The sequence below is a fragment of the Jiella marina genome, assembly GCF_024359545.1.
In the GTDB taxonomy this organism is placed as follows: domain Bacteria; phylum Pseudomonadota; class Alphaproteobacteria; order Rhizobiales; family Rhizobiaceae; genus Jiella.
In genome coordinates, this window is record NZ_JAKQZG010000008.1 from 86,067 (window position 1) to 103,755 (window position 17,689).

Annotated in this window: 17 protein-coding genes; 9 read left to right on the forward strand and 8 right to left on the reverse strand. The window is 66.4% G+C overall.

Features of this window, described 5'->3' with window-relative positions:
- Positions 1 to 5: 5 nt before the first annotated feature.
- The 3 genes from MF134_RS14645 (at position 6) to MF134_RS14655 (ending at position 3,803) form a co-directional block, all read left to right on the forward strand.
- On the forward strand, positions 6 to 1,376 hold the full coding sequence (locus MF134_RS14645; protein WP_255340208.1) for an ammonium transporter family protein: 1,371 nt from the start codon (positions 6 to 8) through the stop codon (positions 1,374 to 1,376).
- Between the two features lie 367 nt (positions 1,377 to 1,743).
- Positions 1,744 to 3,075, forward strand: coding sequence for a Ppx/GppA phosphatase family protein (locus MF134_RS14650; RefSeq protein ID WP_255340209.1), 1,332 nt, complete (start codon positions 1,744 to 1,746; stop codon positions 3,073 to 3,075).
- The gene (locus tag MF134_RS14655) at positions 3,075 to 3,803 is read left to right on the forward strand and encodes an RlmE family RNA methyltransferase (protein ID WP_255340210.1); all 729 of its coding nucleotides are present in this window, start codon (positions 3,075 to 3,077) and stop codon (positions 3,801 to 3,803) included. The genes MF134_RS14650 and MF134_RS14655 overlap by 1 nt, the downstream gene beginning before the upstream one ends.
- A gap of 22 nt (positions 3,804 to 3,825) precedes the next feature.
- Here MF134_RS14655 and MF134_RS14660 read toward each other — a convergent pair whose 3' ends face one another.
- Entirely contained in the window at positions 3,826 to 5,214 is a 1,389-nt protein-coding gene (locus MF134_RS14660; RefSeq protein WP_255340211.1) for an MFS transporter, read from the reverse strand.
- 309 nt (positions 5,215 to 5,523) lie between these two features.
- Here MF134_RS14660 and MF134_RS14665 point away from each other — a divergent pair, with 309 nt between their 5' ends.
- The 3 genes from MF134_RS14665 (at position 5,524) to MF134_RS14675 (ending at position 8,985) form a co-directional block, all read left to right on the forward strand.
- A complete protein-coding gene (locus MF134_RS14665) occupies positions 5,524 to 6,570 on the forward strand; it encodes an MBL fold metallo-hydrolase (protein WP_255340212.1) in 1,047 nt (348 codons plus the stop codon).
- Between the two features lie 112 nt (positions 6,571 to 6,682).
- A complete protein-coding gene (locus tag MF134_RS14670) occupies positions 6,683 to 7,945 on the forward strand; it encodes an SEL1-like repeat protein (RefSeq protein WP_255340213.1) in 1,263 nt (420 codons plus the stop codon).
- 206 nt (positions 7,946 to 8,151) lie between these two features.
- Positions 8,152 to 8,985 carry a hypothetical protein gene (locus MF134_RS14675; RefSeq protein ID WP_255340214.1) on the forward strand — a complete coding sequence of 278 codons (834 nt, stop codon included), beginning with the start codon at positions 8,152 to 8,154 and terminating at the stop codon, positions 8,983 to 8,985.
- 13 nt (positions 8,986 to 8,998) lie between these two features.
- On the opposite strand, the gene MF134_RS14680 is transcribed toward MF134_RS14675, so the two are convergent.
- The 6 genes from MF134_RS14680 to MF134_RS14705 all read right to left on the reverse strand — a co-directional run bounded on the left by MF134_RS14680 (position 8,999) and on the right by MF134_RS14705 (position 15,456).
- Positions 8,999 to 9,985, reverse strand: coding sequence for an alpha/beta hydrolase (locus MF134_RS14680; RefSeq protein ID WP_255340215.1), 987 nt, complete (start codon positions 9,983 to 9,985; stop codon positions 8,999 to 9,001).
- 90 nt (positions 9,986 to 10,075) lie between these two features.
- Entirely contained in the window at positions 10,076 to 11,014 is a 939-nt protein-coding gene (locus MF134_RS14685; protein WP_255340216.1) for an ornithine cyclodeaminase family protein, read from the reverse strand.
- A complete protein-coding gene (locus MF134_RS14690) occupies positions 11,011 to 11,571 on the reverse strand; it encodes a GNAT family N-acetyltransferase (protein ID WP_255340217.1) in 561 nt (186 codons plus the stop codon). Before MF134_RS14690 ends, MF134_RS14685 begins: the two co-directional genes overlap by 4 nt.
- Entirely contained in the window at positions 11,568 to 12,428 is an 861-nt protein-coding gene (gene sseA / locus MF134_RS14695) for a 3-mercaptopyruvate sulfurtransferase (protein ID WP_255340218.1), read from the reverse strand. The genes MF134_RS14690 and sseA overlap by 4 nt, the downstream gene beginning before the upstream one ends.
- Before the next feature lie 190 nt (positions 12,429 to 12,618).
- On the reverse strand, positions 12,619 to 13,227 hold the full coding sequence (locus tag MF134_RS14700; protein WP_255340219.1) for a hypothetical protein: 609 nt from the start codon (positions 13,225 to 13,227) through the stop codon (positions 12,619 to 12,621).
- A 39-nt stretch (positions 13,228 to 13,266) separates the two neighbouring features.
- Positions 13,267 to 15,456, reverse strand: coding sequence for a primosomal protein N' (locus MF134_RS14705; protein ID WP_255340220.1), 2,190 nt, complete (start codon positions 15,454 to 15,456; stop codon positions 13,267 to 13,269).
- Positions 15,457 to 15,603: 147 nt separating this feature from the next.
- Between MF134_RS14705 and MF134_RS14710 the strand changes: the two genes are divergently transcribed.
- The 3 genes from MF134_RS14710 (at position 15,604) to fsa (ending at position 17,016) form a co-directional block, all read left to right on the forward strand.
- Positions 15,604 to 15,867: an antitoxin gene (locus MF134_RS14710; protein WP_255340221.1), complete on the forward strand. Its 264-nt coding sequence runs from the start codon at positions 15,604 to 15,606 to the stop codon at positions 15,865 to 15,867.
- Positions 15,864 to 16,286 (forward strand): type II toxin-antitoxin system VapC family toxin, encoded by a 423-nt coding sequence (locus MF134_RS14715; protein ID WP_255340222.1) that lies wholly within the window; start codon positions 15,864 to 15,866, stop codon positions 16,284 to 16,286. Before MF134_RS14710 ends, MF134_RS14715 begins: the two co-directional genes overlap by 4 nt.
- 76 nt (positions 16,287 to 16,362) lie before the next feature.
- On the forward strand, positions 16,363 to 17,016 hold the full coding sequence (gene fsa, locus MF134_RS14720) for a fructose-6-phosphate aldolase (protein ID WP_255340223.1): 654 nt from the start codon (positions 16,363 to 16,365) through the stop codon (positions 17,014 to 17,016).
- 436 nt (positions 17,017 to 17,452) lie between these two features.
- Here the strand turns inward: fsa and MF134_RS24040 are convergent, their stop codons facing one another.
- Positions 17,453 to 17,668: a hypothetical protein gene (locus MF134_RS24040; RefSeq protein ID WP_369695427.1), complete on the reverse strand. Its 216-nt coding sequence runs from the start codon at positions 17,666 to 17,668 to the stop codon at positions 17,453 to 17,455.
- Positions 17,669 to 17,689 lie beyond the last annotated feature (21 nt).

Here is a 17,689-nt window from a genome sequence, read left to right on the forward strand (position 1 = left end):
AACTGATGCGAGTAAAACACGCCATTTACGCCGCCGGTCTTCTGGGCGGCCTGTTCGCCACAGCGGCCTTCGCCCAGGATGCGGCTCCGGCTGCCGCCGACGCAGCGGCTGCCGCGCCTGCGGCCGATGCCGCCGCGGCGTCCACAGCGCCTTCTGCGGAAGTCGCGTACATCTTCAACACGCTGCTCTTCCTGATCGGCGGTTTCCTGGTCATGTGGATGGCCGCAGGCTTCGCCATGCTCGAAGCCGGTCTCGTGCGTTCCAAGAACGTCTCGATGCAGTGTCTGAAGAACATCGCGCTCTATTCGATCGCCGGCATCATGTACTGGATCGTCGGCTACAGCCTGATGTACACCGACGTGAACGGCGGCTATATCGGCTCTTTCGCGCCTTACGCGTGGGATCCGGTCGGCGGTAACGCCCTCGATACCGGCTATTCGACGGCGTCCGACTGGTTCTTCCAGATGGTCTTCGTGGCGACCGCCGCCTCGATCGTCTCCGGCACGCTCGCCGAGCGCATCAAGCTCTGGCCGTTCCTGATCTTCACCGTCGTCCTCACCGGCTTCATCTACCCGATCGCCGGTTCGTGGAAGTGGGGTGCCGGCTGGCTGCAGGAAATGGGCTTCCAGGACTTCGCCGGTTCGACGCTGGTGCACTCGGTCGGCGGCTGGGCCGCACTTGCCGGTGCGCTTCTGCTCGGCGCGCGCAAGGGCCGCTTCTCCAAGGATGGTCATGGCGTCGCCATGCCGGGCTCGTCGATCCCGCTCGCCACGCTCGGCACCTTCATCCTGTGGCTCGGCTGGTTCGGCTTCAACGGCGCTTCGCAGCTCGCCATGGGCACGATCAACGACGTGTCCGACGTGTCGCGGATCTTCGCCAACACCAATCTCGCCGCCGCCGGTGGCGTGGTTGCGACGCTGATCCTCCTGCAGGTGATCTATCGCCGGGTCGACGTGACCATGGTGCTCAACGGCGCTCTGGCGGGTCTCGTATCGATTACGGCCGAGCCGCTGGCCCCGTCGCCGCTCTGGGCGATCATCGTGGGTGCCGTCGGTGGCGTCATCGTGGTCTTCACCGTGCCGCTTCTCGACAAGCTGAAGATCGACGACGTGGTCGGCGCCATCCCGGTCCACCTTCTGGCCGGTATCTGGGGCACGATCATCGTCCCGGCTTCCAACAGCGATGCGACCTTCGGCGTCCAGCTGATCGGCATCGTGGCCTATGGCATCTTCGCCTTCGTCGCCAGCCTGATCGTCTGGGGCATCCTCAAGGCGGTCATGGGCATTCGGGTCTCCGAAGAGGAAGAGGCGCTCGGCCTCGACCGCACGGAAGTCGGCGTGGAAGCCTATCCGGAGTTTGCGGTGGGCCGCGCCTGACCGTTTCGAACTCCCATTTCAGACATGATACGAAGGGGCCCTCGGGCCCCTTCGTTGCGTTCAAAACCGTGTTGCGGCCCGCTCCGGTCGGTGCCCGGCCTTGTGCTTCGTCCATGGACTGTTAGACTTGACGCGAAGCAGTAACGAAAGGCGAAGGAACGCTTTGACGGCAGTTCCACGCCGGAGAGAACGTGTGAGTGACCATGACAGTGTGGGGAGAAATCGGCCGCCGGCGCATGTGAATCGTGAAGATTTCGCCTCCAAGGCCGAAGACTGGCCGCGGAGGGAAAACAGTCGATCAGCCGATCGTCGCGACGCCGAGGCGGGCGACGATGGCGCACATGATTCGCGCGACGACGGGCGCGCGATGACTCCCGCGAACGACGACCGGCGGCTGACCAAGCGCCAGCGCCGGCGGCGTCGCAAGAGCAAGGCAAAGACCGGCCAGGAGCCTGCCGAGCTTCCGCCGAAGCGGAAGACCGCAAGCAGGAAGCCGGGACCGGGCGGTATGCCGCGTGGCGCGCGCAAGGGCGCTGGCGGCAAACGGGAGGAGTCTGTCCGAAAGCAGGAAGCTCCACCCGGTGACGCCCGTCTCGCCAATGCGGCCAAGCCCTGGCGCAAGGGGCCGTCCCCATCCCCGTCTCCAACGGGCGGGAGCAGGGCCGTTGCCGCCAGCGCGGATACGCGGCCGCCGGCCCCCGTCTATGCCGCGCTCGATCTCGGCACCAACAACTGCCGGCTTCTGATCGCCATTCCCACGCGGCCGGGCCAGTTCCGCGTGATCGACGCCTTTTCTCGCATCGTTCGTCTCGGCGAGGGCCTGGGGCGGACCGGCAGTCTGTCGCGCGGCGCCATGGAGCGGGCGACGGCGGCTCTCGGCGTCTGCGCCCAGAAGCTCTCGGCGCGCGATGTCACCCGGGCCCGGCTGATCGCGACGGAGGCCTGCCGCGCCGCCGCCAACGGGCCGGAATTCATCGAGGAAGTCGAGCACAAGACCGGCCTGAAACTGGAGATCGTCGATCGCGAGACCGAGGCCCGTCTTGCGGTTTCCGGCTGTGGCTCGCTGATCGACAGCCGTGCGCGAGGGGCGGTTCTGTTCGACATCGGCGGCGGCTCGTCCGAGATCGCGCTTCTCGACCTGCGCGGTCCCCGCACCCGCCGCTTCGCCAGCCGCATCGTCGCCTGGACATCGCTCCCCGTCGGCGTCGTCACTCTTGCCGAGCGCCATGGCGGCCGCAACGTGACGCCCGAACTCTTCGAGACGATGATCGCCGAGACGGTCGAACTCCTCGACCAGTTTCCTGGCCGGGATCGTCTCAACGATCTCATCGGCGGCGATCACTTCCACCTTCTGGGCACGTCCGGCACGGTGACGACCCTCGCCGGTGTCCATCTCGATCTGGAACGCTACGACCGGCGCCAGGTCGACGGGCTGTGGCTCACCTCGGAAGAGGCGGATCAGCTGGTGGCCAAGATCGCCGGCTGGAGCTTCGAAGAGCGGGTGGCCAATCCCTGTATCGGATCCGACCGGGCCGATCTCGTGCTGGCCGGCTGTGCGATCCTGGAGGCGATCCGGCGGGTCTGGCCGTCGAAGACCCTCAGGGTGGCCGATCGCGGGTTGCGCGAAGGGCTGCTGACCGAAATGATGGTCGCCGACGGTGTCTGGCGCCGGCGCAACAGCGCGCAGAGGGGGCGATAATGGCTGCAGGCAGCGGCGATCGCGGCATGAATGTCCGAGTCAAGAAGAAGCGCGGCGTCAAGGCGTCGTCCCGCCGCTGGCTGGAGCGGCAGCTGAACGATCCTTACGTGCGGCGGGCAAAGGCCGACGGTTATCGCTCGCGGGCGGCCTACAAGCTGATCGAGATCGACGACCGCTACAAGCTTCTGAAATCGGGCCAGGGCGTGGTCGATCTCGGGGCCGCGCCTGGCGGCTGGTCGCAGGTGGCCGTGGAGCGCACGGGCTCGAACAAGGATGCCGTCGGCGTGGTCGGGATCGACTATCTCGCCGTCGAGCCGGTCTCCGGCGCCACCATCCTGGAAATGGACTTCCTCGACGACGACGCGCCCGACAAGCTCATCGAGACGCTGGGCCGCAAGCCCGACATCGTTCTGTCCGACATGGCGGCGCCGACGACCGGCCATCGCCGGACGGATCATCTGAGGACCATGCATCTGTGCGAAGTCGCAGCCGATTTCGCGATCCGCACCCTGAGACCCGGCGGTCACTTCCTCGCCAAGACCTTCCAGGGCGGCACCGAGAACGAGCTTCTGACCCTGCTCAAGCGCAACTTCACCTCGGTCCACCACGTCAAGCCGCCGGCTTCGCGCGACGGTTCGGTCGAACTCTACATCCTCGCCAAAGGCTTCCGGGGCAGTCCCCAGCCGGACGTGTCCGAGGAAGACGACGACGCCGGCCCGCTCGGCTGAGAAGCTGCCGCGACCGGGCGGATTACTCCGCCGGGACGCGACGCCCGGCCACCTCGTCGCCGGCATCCGGCGAGAGCGGCATGAAGGCGATCGCGGCCGAGATCGTCACCCCGCCGACGACGAAGAAGGCCAGCGAGAAGTCGGCAAGGCTCGCCGTGTCGCTGCCCGAAGCCACCACGCCGAGTTCCAGGATTGCGCCCGCCAGCGCCACGCCGGTGGCGATCGAGACCTGCTGGATCGCGCCCATCATCGCCGTCGCGTCGCCGGCATCCCGATTGGCGAGATCGGCGAAGGCGAGCGCGTTGAGCGAGGTGAAGAACAGCGAGCGGAAAAAGCCGCCGATGAGGAGAAGAGCCAGTACCAGCGGGATCGCGGTCTCCGGGCGGAAGACGCCGATCAGACCCGTCAGCGAGCCGCCGACCACCGCCGTCGCCACCAGTGTCGTGCGGAAGCCGAGGCGCCACAGGATCGGCTTGGCCAAGAACTTCATCAGCATCGCCCCGCCGATGGACACGCAGGTCAGAAGGCCGGATTCGAGCGGCGTGTAGCCGAATCCCAGTTGCAGCATCAACGGCAGGAGGAAGGGTACGGCGCCGGAACCGATCCGAAACAGCGAGCCGCCCCAGATCGCCGCGCGCAGCGTCGGCACGCGCAGAAGCGACAGACGCAGCACCGGATGGTCCGCCCGCCTCGCATGGCGGATGAAGAAGCCGGCCGTGACGAAGCCCGTGAGCGCCATGGCGATGCCGAGCTCGGGGGGCAGGGCCGGCAACGAGACGATGGAAAAGCCGAAGACGATCCCGGCGCAGGCCATGCCCGACAGGAGAAAGCCCGGAATGTCGAAGCGCACGTCGGGCACCTTCTCCACCACCGGCAGGTACCGCGTGGCGAGCAGAATGCCGGCGATGCCGATCGGCAGATTGATCAGGAAGATCCAGCGCCAATCGGCGTAGGTCGCGATCGCACCGCCGACTGGCGGGCCGATCAAAGGGCCGACGAGGGCGGGAATGGTGAACCAGGCCATTGCCGCGACGAGTTCGGATTTCGGCACCGCACGCACCAGGAGAAGCCGGCCGACGGGCGTCATCATCGCCCCGCCCATGCCTTGCAGGAAGCGTGCTGCGACGAATCCGCCGAGCGAATCCGCCGCCGCGCAGGCAAGCGAGCCCGCGACGAAGACGGCGATCGCGATGCGGAAGACGAATTTGGCACCGAAACGATCGGCCATGCGCCCGGAAATCGGGATGAAGATCGCCAGCGCCACATAATAGCTGGTGAGCGCCAGCTTCAGGGCGATCGGGCTCGTGCCGATTTCCGCCGCGATCACGGGGAGTGATGTCGCGATCACGGTGGAATCCATGTTCTCCATGAACAGGGCCACGGCCAGAACGATCGGGACAATGCGTTTCACGCGACAACTCTGCCTGAGTTTGGGGGCTAGAAAAGGCGTGGCCGGACGGCCGGGCAGGGCGGCTCTGCGCCGCAGCGCATTTCAAACTAGGCCTGGCCGCGTCAATGGGGAGGGGTGAAGGGGCGGGCAAGGGGCGCGGGCCGGTGGGCCGAAGAGGGTTCCGGTATCAAATCGGCGTGTCGGACGTTGCTCCTTCGCCCCGTTTGGCCAAATCGGTGAGGGAGCCCGTTCCGTTGGGCCGCCGCGATGCGTGGCGGCCTCATCTGTCGGGCGAGGGTTGAGGCCATCGGCTTTCTGGAGGGGATGGATATGAGCAAGTTCGAAAGCAGTCTGCCGCGGCTCAATCGTCGCGCTGCGCTGAAGCTTGGCGCGGCCGCGGCAGGAGGCATGGCCATCACGGGCGCTTTCGCAGGGCCGGGCCGCGCACAGACGGTGGCATCCAACGAAGCCGTCGAGGACATGATCGAAAAGGCGAATGCAATGACTCCTGGCTGGCACCGTTTCGCGCTTGGCGATGCGCGCATCACCACCGTTCTCGACGGCGCGCGCCATGGCGACGGGCCCTATCCGACCTTCGGCAATGATCAGAGCCAGGACGAGATGGCGGCATTGATGCGGGCCAACTACCTGCCCGAGACCCGCTATGTGAACGGCTTCACGCCCACGCTGGTCGAACTGGACGACAACCTCATCCTGTTCGACACGGGCTTCGGGGAAGACGGTCATGCCAATGGCTACGGCAAGCTCGTCGAGCGGATGGCGGCGGCCGGCTACGGAACCGACGCCGTCACCATCGTGGTGATCACGCATTTCCACGGCGATCACATTCAGGGTCTGATGTCCGGCGGCAAGCCGACCTTCCCGAACGCGCGATATGTGGTCGGCGAACGGGAGTATGAGTGGTGGACCTCCGACGAGGCGAAGTCCGGCGACCGCGCGGACGGTGCCAAGCTCGTGGAGCGGAAGGTCGTGCCGCTGCGCGACCAGATCACCTTCGTCGGGGATGGCGACGCGGTGGTCGAAGGTGTCACCGCGATGGAGGCCTTCGGCCACTCGCCGGGTCACATGATCTTCGAAGTCGCTTCCGGCGGCCAGCGTCTCTGGCTGACGGCGGACACGGCGAACCACTTCGTCGCCTCGCTGCAGAAGCCGGAATGGAAGGTGCGCTTCGACCAGAATTCGGCGATGGCGACCGCGACCCGCAAGCGGGTCTTCGACCAGATCGCCGAGGAGCGCATTCCCTTCATCGGCTACCACATGCCGTTCCCGGCGGTGGGCTATGCCGAAAAGCTCCCCGACGGCGGCTACCGCTTCATCCCGGAAACCTATCAATTGGCGGTGGCAGAGGAAGAGTGAAACGCTGCGAGGCGCAGGCTGCTGTCAAAGGATTGATCGGAAGGCCGAATTTTCGCTCTCGACATTGATCCGGAATCGGCCATGCTGAATCTTCCGCAACGGGAGGTTCTGCATGGCGGAATCGGATGTCGAAGACCGATGCTTTGTGCGACGCGCTCGGGCTGTCAGGAGCGGTCCGGGTGACGGGATCTCCCGGGGTCGGCTCGCGGCTTTCCTGTTTGCGGCGCTCACCTTCGGGTCGTGGCATCAGGCGTGGGCGCAGCCGGTTACCCAAACGCCGGGGGCGCCCGATAAGGAGACCGGCCAAGCCGGCACCATCGCCCCGGAGAAAGCCGATCTGGCCCGGACCTGCCGGAGCCTGATCGCCACGGCGCGTCAGGATCGCCGGACGATCGGCGACGCGGTGCTCCAATGCCAGGATGCCGTGAAGGCCGCGCCCGACGACATCGATCTCACCTTTGAATACGGGCAGCTTCTCTCGGACGCGCTGGTCTTCGACGAGTTGGCGGCAATCCAGTTTCGCAAGGCGGCCGAACAGGGTCATGCCGGAGCGCAGAACGCGCTGGGCATCGCCCTCATCAACGGTCGCGGTGTTCCGCAGGATCTCGAAGAAGGCGTTCGCTGGACACGGGAAGCGGCGGAAAACGGTCTGGCCGAAGCCCAGAACAATCTCGGCTCGCTCTATGCGGCGGGGATCGGTGTCCCCGCCGACATCGAGAAAGCGGTCTTCTGGATGAGCCAGGCCGCCGAGCGTGGTGATCGCCAGGCCCAGTACAATCTGGGCGAAGCCTATGCCACGGGCGAAGGCGTCGATCAGGACTGGGATCAGGCGCGCAGCTGGTACGAAAAGGCGGCTGCCAATGGCGAAACGCGAGCCGGGTTCCGGCTCTGGCGGATCTACAGCGAGGGGCGGGGTGTCGACGCAGATATCCCCAGCTCCCTGTCATGGCTGCGCAAGGCGGCCGAGGGCGGCCATGCCGAGGCCCAGGTGACGCTCGGCGACCATTATCGCGCGGGCCGGGGCGTCGCGTCGGATCCCGTGGAAGCGACGAACTGGTATCGCGCGGCCGCGCGCCAGGGCTTTCCGCCAGGCCAGTTCCTGTTCGGCCTCTCGCTCGCGCGCGATCGCGACTTCGCCGAAAGCCGGACCTGGATGGAACGGGCCGCCGAAAACGGGCATCCCGACGCCCAGTACATGATGGGGCTCTTCCATCACGACGGGCTCGGCGGGCTCGACCGCGACCCGGCCCGAGCCGCGGAGTGGTATCGCAGGGCGGCCGCGTCCGGCCAGCGGGACGCGATCACGGCGCTTCGCGAACTCGACCCGAACGAGGCGGGCGGTGCGGCCCCCGGCCAGGAAGGACAGGCACAATGACGAAGCTTGGCATCGCTTCTGGCCGATGGGGCCGTCGCTTATCCATCGTGACCTGCGCTCTCGCCATGGGCCTGGGCTCCCTGACGACATCTCCGTCGCGAGCGGAGGCCCTCGGCGTTCTTCTGTTGCCGGAGCGCGCCGATGCGGAGGCGCTGGAGCCTTCCTCTCCGGTCGTGCGGGCCATGATCTCGGGAGCGAAGTTTGCGATGATCTCATCGCTTGCGACGGGCTTCCTCCAGCCGACGGGCTATGAGGCCTTCGACGTTCTCGACCAGAACAGCCTCAGCGGCATCTCCGTCCCCGACGAGGTCGGTGATGCCGCGGCTAGTGATCGTGCCATCCTGGACAAGTTGCAGGCCCGCATGAAAGCCGGTGAGACGTCAGCCGACGTGCTGGTGCGGATGACCCTCTATGCGCGGGCGATCGCTGCCGAACCCGGCCAATCCCATTCCATGGACTTGGCGCTTGCCGCAAACCTCTCCTATCGCGACGTGGCCAGCGGCCGCCCCTTGGGTGGGCAGACCCCGGATCTTCGCGTGCCGTTCGAGGGATGCGGTGAGCCTGTGGATCGCGATTGCGTGCTGCGGTCCTTGTCCGACATGGCCGAAAGGCTGGGTCGCGATGCGGGCGTGAAGCTCGCCCAACACCTGGCGGCACTCTTGGCGCGAGACGGAAGCGCCGCCCCGGCGCCAGGCACACCCGCCACCGAGAATGCGGCGTCGCCCGACGGGGCGGCAGGAGGCAATGCAACGATGCGGATCGAATCCGAGTGCAGCCTGATCCCCGTGACCTATGAACTCGTGTTCCGGCTCGTCCCGCAGGATCGGCTGTCGATGATCGAAGACGGGCTTGCGGCAAGCCGCTGCGCGAAACGGCTGGACGTCCGTTCCTCCAACCTGTCCGAAACCGTTTATGTCTATACGGCCGAGATCGATCCCGATCCGCTGGCCGCCGGGTTGCAGAACCTCCTTGCCACAGCCGGTATTGCCGGTTCGCCGGTGGAATACAGGCCAGGCCGTTTCGTGATCGACACGCAATAGCCGGGCCGCGTGGTCACGACGCCGGCTGAAGCCCCTTGATCCAGTTCGTGATCCGCTCCGCCAGTTCGTCCGTCGTGGCCGGCGACAGGATGTCGCCGGCGATGGTGTGGTTGGAAGGGTCGCCGGTGAGGGGAACGGTCACCGCTTCATGTGGGCCCGGCCAGTTGGCCACGAAACGCTCCGTCGCCGCCGGATCGACCACCGTGTCCTCCTGGGAATAGAGAACCAGAAGCGGGATCGGTCTGGCCGCGGAGATATCGGCTCGGCGCACGGCGCGCACGAGCGCGGCCATCGGGGCGAGCGCCGTGATCGGATATTGCGTGGTCCAATGTTCGGCCTGGCGCTCGCTGCGCGGCTCGAAGCTGTAGGTCTCGCCGCCGACGATCGGCAGCAGATCGCGCGCGAAGGGCAGATCAAGCACGAAGGCCCAGCGGTCCTGAAGCGCGAAGTTCGGCGAGACGAGCACCAGGCCCTCGACATCCTCCATCATGTCCGGGCTCGTTGTGCCCAGCGTGGCAAGGGTCCCGCCCGTCGAGGCGGCGATGACGACGACGCGCGTGCCGATCGCCCGGCCGATCGCGATCGCTTCGGCGAGATCGTTGACCCAGTCATTGACGCTGGTCTGCTCCATCGCCGCGCCATCGCGGCCATGGCCGCTGAGCCGGGTGTAGAACAGATTGGCGCCGAGTTCGGTGGCGACCTTGTCGGGCAGCGGCCTCAGTTCGGCCTTGTCCGCCGAAAAGCCGTGAATGTAGACGATCGAAATCGGCGTCTTGGCACGCGACGTCGGGTAGGCCCAGACGATTTCCTTGGCCGATTGCGGCCGCAGATTGGGAATGTCCGCCTCGGTCCTCGCCAGATACTGGTCCGGATCACTGCCGATTTCGCCCGGATCGAACCGGACGGTCAGATCGATGGGCTCGCGTGGTCCGAAGAGCCAGAGCCCTCCCAAAGCGAGCACGATGAGCAGGGAGACGACGAGGAGAATACGAAGGATCACAATCGACAATCCGGATGCATGCTGTGACGGCAAGCCATATCGCTAAATGGTGTGGGGCGAAACCTGCCGAAGAGGGCGCCTGTCTCGGCCCTAACTCTCCGTCGCTGCCTTTCCGAGAACCAGATCCGCCACCATCAGATCGAGATGGGCGCCACCGCCATTCTTGAACACGGTAATGGCGTCCGGGCCGCTGCGTCCCGCCCGACCGGCGACGAGATCGGCGAAATCGCCACGGATGTCTGCGACGTTGATCGTGCCCTGATCGAGCGGGATCTGGATTTCGCCGATATGGCCGATCGTGGTTTCGCGGGAATCGACGAAGAGTTCGCCGCGCCTCAACACTGCATCGTCGGCCTCGCGCATGTCGGGACGGTAGGCGCCGATCAGGTCCAGATGAGTGCCGGCTTGCAGCCAGTCCCCTTTGATGATGGGCTCGACCGCCATGGTGGCGGTGGTCACGATGTCGGCCTCGCCGACGGCGGATTTGAGATCAGCGACCGATCGGATCTCACGCCTTCCGCCGCCATGCCGGGCCACGAAATCCTCGGCCTTCTCCTGTGTGCGGTTCCAGACGAGGATCGTGTCGATGCTCGGAAAGATCGCGGGGTAGGCGTCTGCGAGATTGTCCGCCACGGTGCCGGCGCCGCAGATCAACAGCGTCTTCGGCTCCGGGTTGGCGAGGAGCGTCGCGCCGAGAATGGAGTCGCCTGCGGTCTTCCATTTGGTGACGAGGCCGCCGTCGATCAGCGCCGTCGGCACGCCGGTCTCGGCGTCGAAGACGAGGACGCCGCCCTGGACCGAGGGACGGGGCGGATTCTGCTTCGGATTGTCGGGAAAGACGGTGACCGACTTCATCGCGATGCCGAGCCCCGGAATCCAGGCCGCACGGTTGAGCATGCGCTTCTCGCCGACGCCGATCAGCAGGTCGCCGATTTCGGCTTTCTCGCCCTGATGACCCGCCCGGATCGCCTCGGCGACGTCCGGCCAGGTCAGGAGTCGGTCGCCTTCTTCGAAGCCGATGATCTTCATGGCAGACCGTAGACGCGAGGCCGCTCGGCCGGCTCGACCGTCGGGGTCTGCACGTCTCTGATGGCATAGGGTCGGAAGCCATGCTTCTGATAGAGCGCAAGCGCGGCCGGATGATCGAGCGTGTTGGTCTCGATGGTCACGCGGTCGGGGTTGAGAGAGAAGGCGCTCCAGATCGCCCGCGAGAGCATGACGTGGGCAAGTCGGCGGCCCCGGAATTCGGGAAGAATGCCGAAATGCACGATCCGCACCTCGTTCGGCTCGCGGCGGATTTCGAGCTCGTACCAGCCGGCCCGCGCACCGTCGACGATCATGGTGAAGATGCGGGTCCGCCAGTCGTGGATCTCCCGGCGCAGCCTGTCGTCAGGAAGAAGCCGCGAGGTCCAGTGGTGCTCGGCGCCGACGCGGTTGTAGAGCGAGCGATAGTCGGCGAGCGGCATCTTGCGCACGGGCACGATCGCCACCGTGCCGCAGTTTTCCGGGACGGGATGGAGCACGCGCGGGCGCTCGGCCATTTCGAGGCTCGTCACCCTGGTCCGGATGAGGCGAAGCGGAGTCATGCCTTTTGGCTCGCGCTGCCGGTCTCGACCGGCGTATCCGCCGCAGACCCCCATTCGGTCCAGGACCCGTCATAGAGCCGGTTGGAGCGGTTGCCGAGGCTGGCGAGCGCGAGATTGATCACGGCCGCCGTCACACCGGAGCCGCAACTCGTGACGACGGGCTTTTCGGGATCGATGCCGGAGCGGGCGAAGACTGCGCGGAGTTCCTCGGACGATTTCAGCCGGCCGTCCTCGGCGAGGTCGAGAAAAGGCAGATTGCGGGCGCCGGGCATATGGCCGGCTCTCACGCCCGCTCGCGGCTCGGCCGCTTCGCCGGCAAAGCGGTCGGCAGGCCGCGCATCGGCGATCTGCATCGCGCCGCCGTCGACGATCTGACGCATCTCGGCGAAGCTCGCGACCGCCGAGCGGTCAAAATGTGCCGTGAAGCTGGCCGGCGACGGCGCGGCGGCGCCGGTTTCCGCCGGCAGTGCCGCCGACTTCCAGGCTGGAAAACCGCCATCCAGAAGGCGGACGTCACCGGCGCCGAAGGTGCGGAACATCCACCAGACCCGAGGAGCGGAAAACAGGCCCATCCCGTCATAGACGACGATGGTGTCACGCTCCGAAATGCCGAGCTTGCCGACCTTTTCCGAAAAGATTTCCGGTGAGGGCAGGGTGTGCGGCAGTTCCGAACCGGGCTCGACGATCTCGTCCTGATCGAAGAAGACCGCACCGGGCACATGGCCCTCTTCATATTCGGCGCGCGCAAAGCGCTTCTGCGCCGGCAAGTACCAGGAAGCGTCGACGATCGAGAGGCCGGGCTGTCCGAGCGTCTCGGCAAGATCTTCCGGGGTGATGAGAAACGGATTCTGGGTCATCTGTCCTGAAATAAAATGATTGCCCGGGCGAGAATGCTGCAGCGTCGCGCAATGCCTTGGCGCCGATCCAACATGCGGCTTGCGTCCCTGGTGGAGAGCTATCGCCCGCGGCGGCGGCGGCAAGACGCAGCCCTGAAGCCGGTGGCGGAGGGACCTGCATCCACGAGACGCCGGCGGGGTTGCAGGGCGCTCAGTCGCAGCGGCCGCGGATCGGCACGTTCTCCTTCTTGTCCCCCCAGAACACCGTCATGTTGCCGGTATATTCGATGTGATCGACCGCCTCGCGGGCCCCAGTGAGGGCAAGGCTGACATTGATCCGCGGCTCGCCCGCCGCACGCCACATGGTGACGACGGCGTCTTCCTTTCCCGCGGCCGTCTTGCCCTTCTCCAGTTCCCGCACGAGGCTGTTCGCCATCACATAGCCGCGTTCGAGGGACTGGCCGTCGCTCTCGCCGGGACCGGTCACCATGGTGACGAAGACATAGGCGCCGATCGCGTCCATGGCGGTCTCGGATCGGTCGGCATTGGCGGCATCGTCGGGTACGTCGCCGGGCGCCTCAGCCCGCACGAAGCGGCAGCGGCTGTCGATCGGGGCCCAGTCGAGCTCGCCGAGCTTGAGGCCGCGGGGCGTCAGCGTTGCCGGCGCGTCCTGGTTCTGGCCCGGCTTCGGCGCGACGAAGGGCGAGGCGTCGAGCCTCAGGCCCGAGCCGGTGATTTCCTGCGCCGGTGCGGAGGCAGACTGTGCCGCGACGGCGACGAGCGAGAGACAACTCAGTGCGAACGTTCGCAAATGAATCATGGCGAAAACGCCTTCGTAAAATCACACGGGCCGGATGTGTCACAGAAAGCTCTGCGGGTCCATGTCGATCTGCACCTGGACCGAACCGCGCGGCCGCGCCGCATGGAGGAGCGTGTCACGCAAATAGGTTTGGATCGGGGCGCGCCGGGTCGCTTCGACCAGAAGCCGAAAGCGGTGGCGGCCGCGCACGACGGCCAGCGGCGCCTCGGCGGGACCGAGCATCTCGATCTCGTCCGTCTCCGGCGCCGCGCGCCGGATATCGCGGGCATGGGCCTCCGCCTCGCTGCGGGTGTTGGCGGAGACGATGATCGCGGCGAGCCGCCCGAATGGCGGCAAGGCGGCGCGCCTACGCTCGTCGATCTCGCTGTCGTAGAAGCTCTCTGGATCGGCCGCCACCAACGCCTGCATGACAGGGTGTTCCGGCTGGAAGGTCTGGATGAGGCCGTGGCTCCTCAGCCCCGTCCGTCCGGCCCGTCCGGTGACCTGGTGAAGGAGCTGGAAGGTCCGCTCGGCCGCGCGGGGGTCGCCATTGGTGAGGCCGAGATCGGCGTCGATGGCGCCGACCAGGGTCATTTTCGGAAAGTGGTGGCCTTTGGCGACGAGCTGGGTCCCGATGACGATATCCGCCTCGCCGTCGGCGACGGCTTCGAGTTCCCGGCGCAGGCGCCGCGGACCGCCGGCAATGTCGGAGGACAAGACGATCGTGCGGGCGTCGGGAAAGCCCTCGACGATTTCTTCCGCGATCCGTTCCACGCCCGGGCCGCAGGCGACAAGGTGATCGAGCGTCCCGCATTCCGGGCAGGCTTCCGGGCGCGGCGTCGAGAAGCCGCAATGGTGGCATTGCAGAACCCCGCGCAGCCGGTGATCGACCAGCCAGGTGGAGCAATTATGGCACTGGAAGCGGTGACCGCAGACCCGGCAGAGCGTAAGCGGCGCGTAGCCACGCCGGTTGAGAAACAGAAGCGCCTGTTCGCCGCGCGCGACGGTTTCGGTGATCGCGGTGGTAAGAACCGGCGAGACGAAACGCCCGCGCCCCGGCGGGTGACGGCGCATGTCGACCAGCGACAGGTCTGGCAGCGCCGCATCGCCGTGCCGTGTCGTCAGCCGCACATGGCCATATCGGCCTGAAAGGGCGTTGACGCGGGTCTCGATCGAGGGCGTGGCCGAGGCGAGCACGATCGGAAACTCGCCGATCGAGGCTCGCACGACAGCCATGTCGCGGGCGTGATAGAAGGTGCGGTCTTCCTGCTTGTAGGCGGGGTCGTGCTCCTCGTCGATGACGACGAGGCCGAGATCCTTGAAGGGCAGGAACAGGGAAGAACGCGCCCCGGCGACGATCTTCACGCGCCCCTCGGCGACCTGACGCCAGACGGATTCGCGCCTTCGCGGCGGAACGTCCGAGTGCCATTCGGCCGGCGGGGCGCCGAAACGCGCGTGGAACCGGTCAATGAAGCTCTGGGTGAGCGCGATTTCGGGCAGGAGGATCAGCACCTGCTGGCCCCTGTCGAGTGCGGCCGCGATCGCCTCGAAATAGACTTCCGTCTTGCCCGAGCCGGTCGCGCCTTCCAAAAGCGTCGCGGAAAAGCCGGAGCGTTCGACCGTGGCGACAAGCTGTTGGGCCGCTGCGGTCTGGTCGCTGCTGAGGGTTGCGCGGCCATAGGCCGTATCGGGCTCGGCGACTACCGGCGGTGGGGGCAGGCGCACCGTGCGGAACACGCCCTGACGCATCAGCCCGTCGACAACCGACGCGCTGACGCCGGCGGCGTGCGCCAGCCCGCTCTTCGACCAGACGGGGGCGTCCTCGGCGGCCGCAATCACCCGGCGCCGCGCGGAGGTGATCCGATCCGGCTCGGCGCCGGTCGCTTCGATCCCCTCGATCCATGGCTCTGGATCAAAAGCCGCCGGCGCGCGCAGGGCCATGCGCACCACCAGCCCCGGCGGCGAGAGGGTGTAGTCGGCAACCCAGTCTATGAAACGCCGCATCCGCTCGTCCAAGGGCGGGCAGTCGAACACATGGGTGATCGGCTTGAGCTTCTTCGCATCCACCGGATCCGTCGGTGCGTCCCAGACGACGCCCGCCACCTGCCGCGGCCCGAGCGGCACCTGGACAATGGAGCCCGGCACGACCTCCATCCCCTCCGGGACCGCATAGGAATAGGGCCGCTCGCTCGGCAGGGGCACGAGGACGGGCACGACGGTTTCGGGAAAAAGCTGGTCCGTGAAGTTCAAGGGGTCTCCGGGTACCAGACCATGACGCGCTGTATCGGCGTGATCGAATCATTTGGGATCGCACGCATGGTTCCGTAGCCGACAATCGCGTTGCAAGTCCCGCGATTCAATTGTATATACAGCGCGTATATACAAGAGGCTGCTCCGATGACGCGATACGCCAAGGTCTTTCGCTCCGGCAATTCTCAGGCGGTCCGGCTTCCCAAGGACTTCCGGTTCGAGACGAGCCAAGTCGAGATCACGCGGGACGGGGACGCCGTAGTTCTCCGGCCGGCGGATCGCAAACGCGACCCGTGGGCGGGCGTCAAGGCGGCGATCGCGCTGGGCACGGACGACGAGGATTTCTTTCCCCAAGGGCGTGAGCAGCCGAGCGAGCCGGACGTCCGCGACTGGAACGACCTGTCCCGGTGATCGCGACGCTTCTCGACACCAATGCGGCGATCGCGCTCCTGGGAGGGCGGTCGGCTCCCTTGATGAAGCGTCTCGCCATGTCGCCCGAGGGTTCCGTGGCGGTTTCCGCCATCGTCGCCTACGAACTCTGGCTCGGCGCCATGAAGAGCACGCGCGTCGCCTTGAATTCCCAGCGTCTCGACCTGTTCTTCGGCGACGTAGCCATCCTTCCATTCGAAGCCGAGGACGCGCGGGTGGCAGGCGCAATCCGGGCCGATCTCGAACGGGCCGGCTGCCCGATTGGGCCCTATGACCTGTTGATTGCGGGCCAGGCCCTGGCGCGGGGGCTGACGCTCGTGACCCACAATGTCAGGGAGTTCGCGCGGGTTGCAGGGCTTGTCGTGGAGGATTGGGCGACGGAACCCGGCTCTCTCGTCTGAGTTCGATGTGGCCTTTCGGGCCGCGGACCTGCTAGAGCAGCGACAGAAGAGGAAACGCACTTCGAGAGGCACCGACATGAAATTCTTCGTCGACACCGCAGACGTCAATGAGATCCGCGAGCTGGAAGATGCCGGGCTTCTCGATGGCGTCACCACCAACCCCTCGCTGATCATGAAGGCGAACCGTCCGATGAAGGAGGTGATCGCCGAGATCTGCGACGTGGTGGAAGGCCCCGTCTCCGCCGAGGTGACGGCGACCGAGGCTGCCGAGATGATCCGCGAGGGCAAGGTCCTCGCCGAGATCGCCGACAATGTCTGCATCAAGCTGCCGCTGACGCTCGACGGCCTCAAGGCCTGCAAGGAGCTTTCGGGGGAAGGCTATCTGATCAATGTCACGCTCTGCTTCTCGGCGGTCCAGGCGCTTCTGGCGGCGAAAGCCGGTGCGACCTTCATCTCGCCCTTCATCGGCCGTCTCGACGACATCAATATCGACGGTATGGCGCTGATCGCCGACATTCGCCGGATCTACGACAATTACGGCTTCGACACGGAAATCCTCGCCGCCTCGATCCGCACCATGAACCATGTGCGCGAGGCCGCCCTCATCGGCGCCGACGTCGCGACCGTGCCGCCGGCAACGCTGAAGGGTCTCGTCAAGCATCCCCTGACCGACAAGGGTCTGGAACAGTTCCTCGCCGACTGGAAGAAGACGGGCCAGTCGATCGGCTGAGGTAGTCGGAAGCCGCTTGCGGGCGCCATGCCGGGATGTCACTCACACCCGTGGCGCTCTGCTCGGCGAAACGCGATCTTGCACGGCATCGAGAGAATGCAGCGGCGGCGTCCGGCCGCCACTGCGCTACGATGGGGATTGTCGTAACGCTTTGAAGCGTCGTCATCCTCGGGTCTGTCCCGAGGATCTACTGCCGGTGACGCGTCAAAGCCTTGCCGAATACCTTTCCGCACAGGGACAGCCCTACGAAAGTCGTTCGGTAGATCCTCGGGACAAGCCCGAGGATGACGGCGCTACGGAGTAGATGGCTGAAAATCGGTCAGTATCGGGTCCAAAGCCCCGGCCTGGTCGTGTGCCGGTTAGGCGCCTCCAGGAGTGCCGTGAATGTCGTCGTGCGCCCAGCGGCTGAGGGCGCACGAGTGACACCCCCGAAGACCTACCCCTTCGCCTCCGCAGCGCCCTTGCCCGCCCGCTCCTGCTGCTGCGCGACCTCCTCGCGCGACGGGTCGGCGGCGTCCGGTTTCACCACGCGGCTGACAAGGCCTCCGAGCGTCAGGCCCTGGACGAGGACGGAGAAGATCACGACGGCATAGGTCGCGGTCACGATGATGTCGCGCTCGGGGCCTTCGGGCAGGGACAGCGCAAGCGCCACGGAAATGCCGCCGCGCACCCC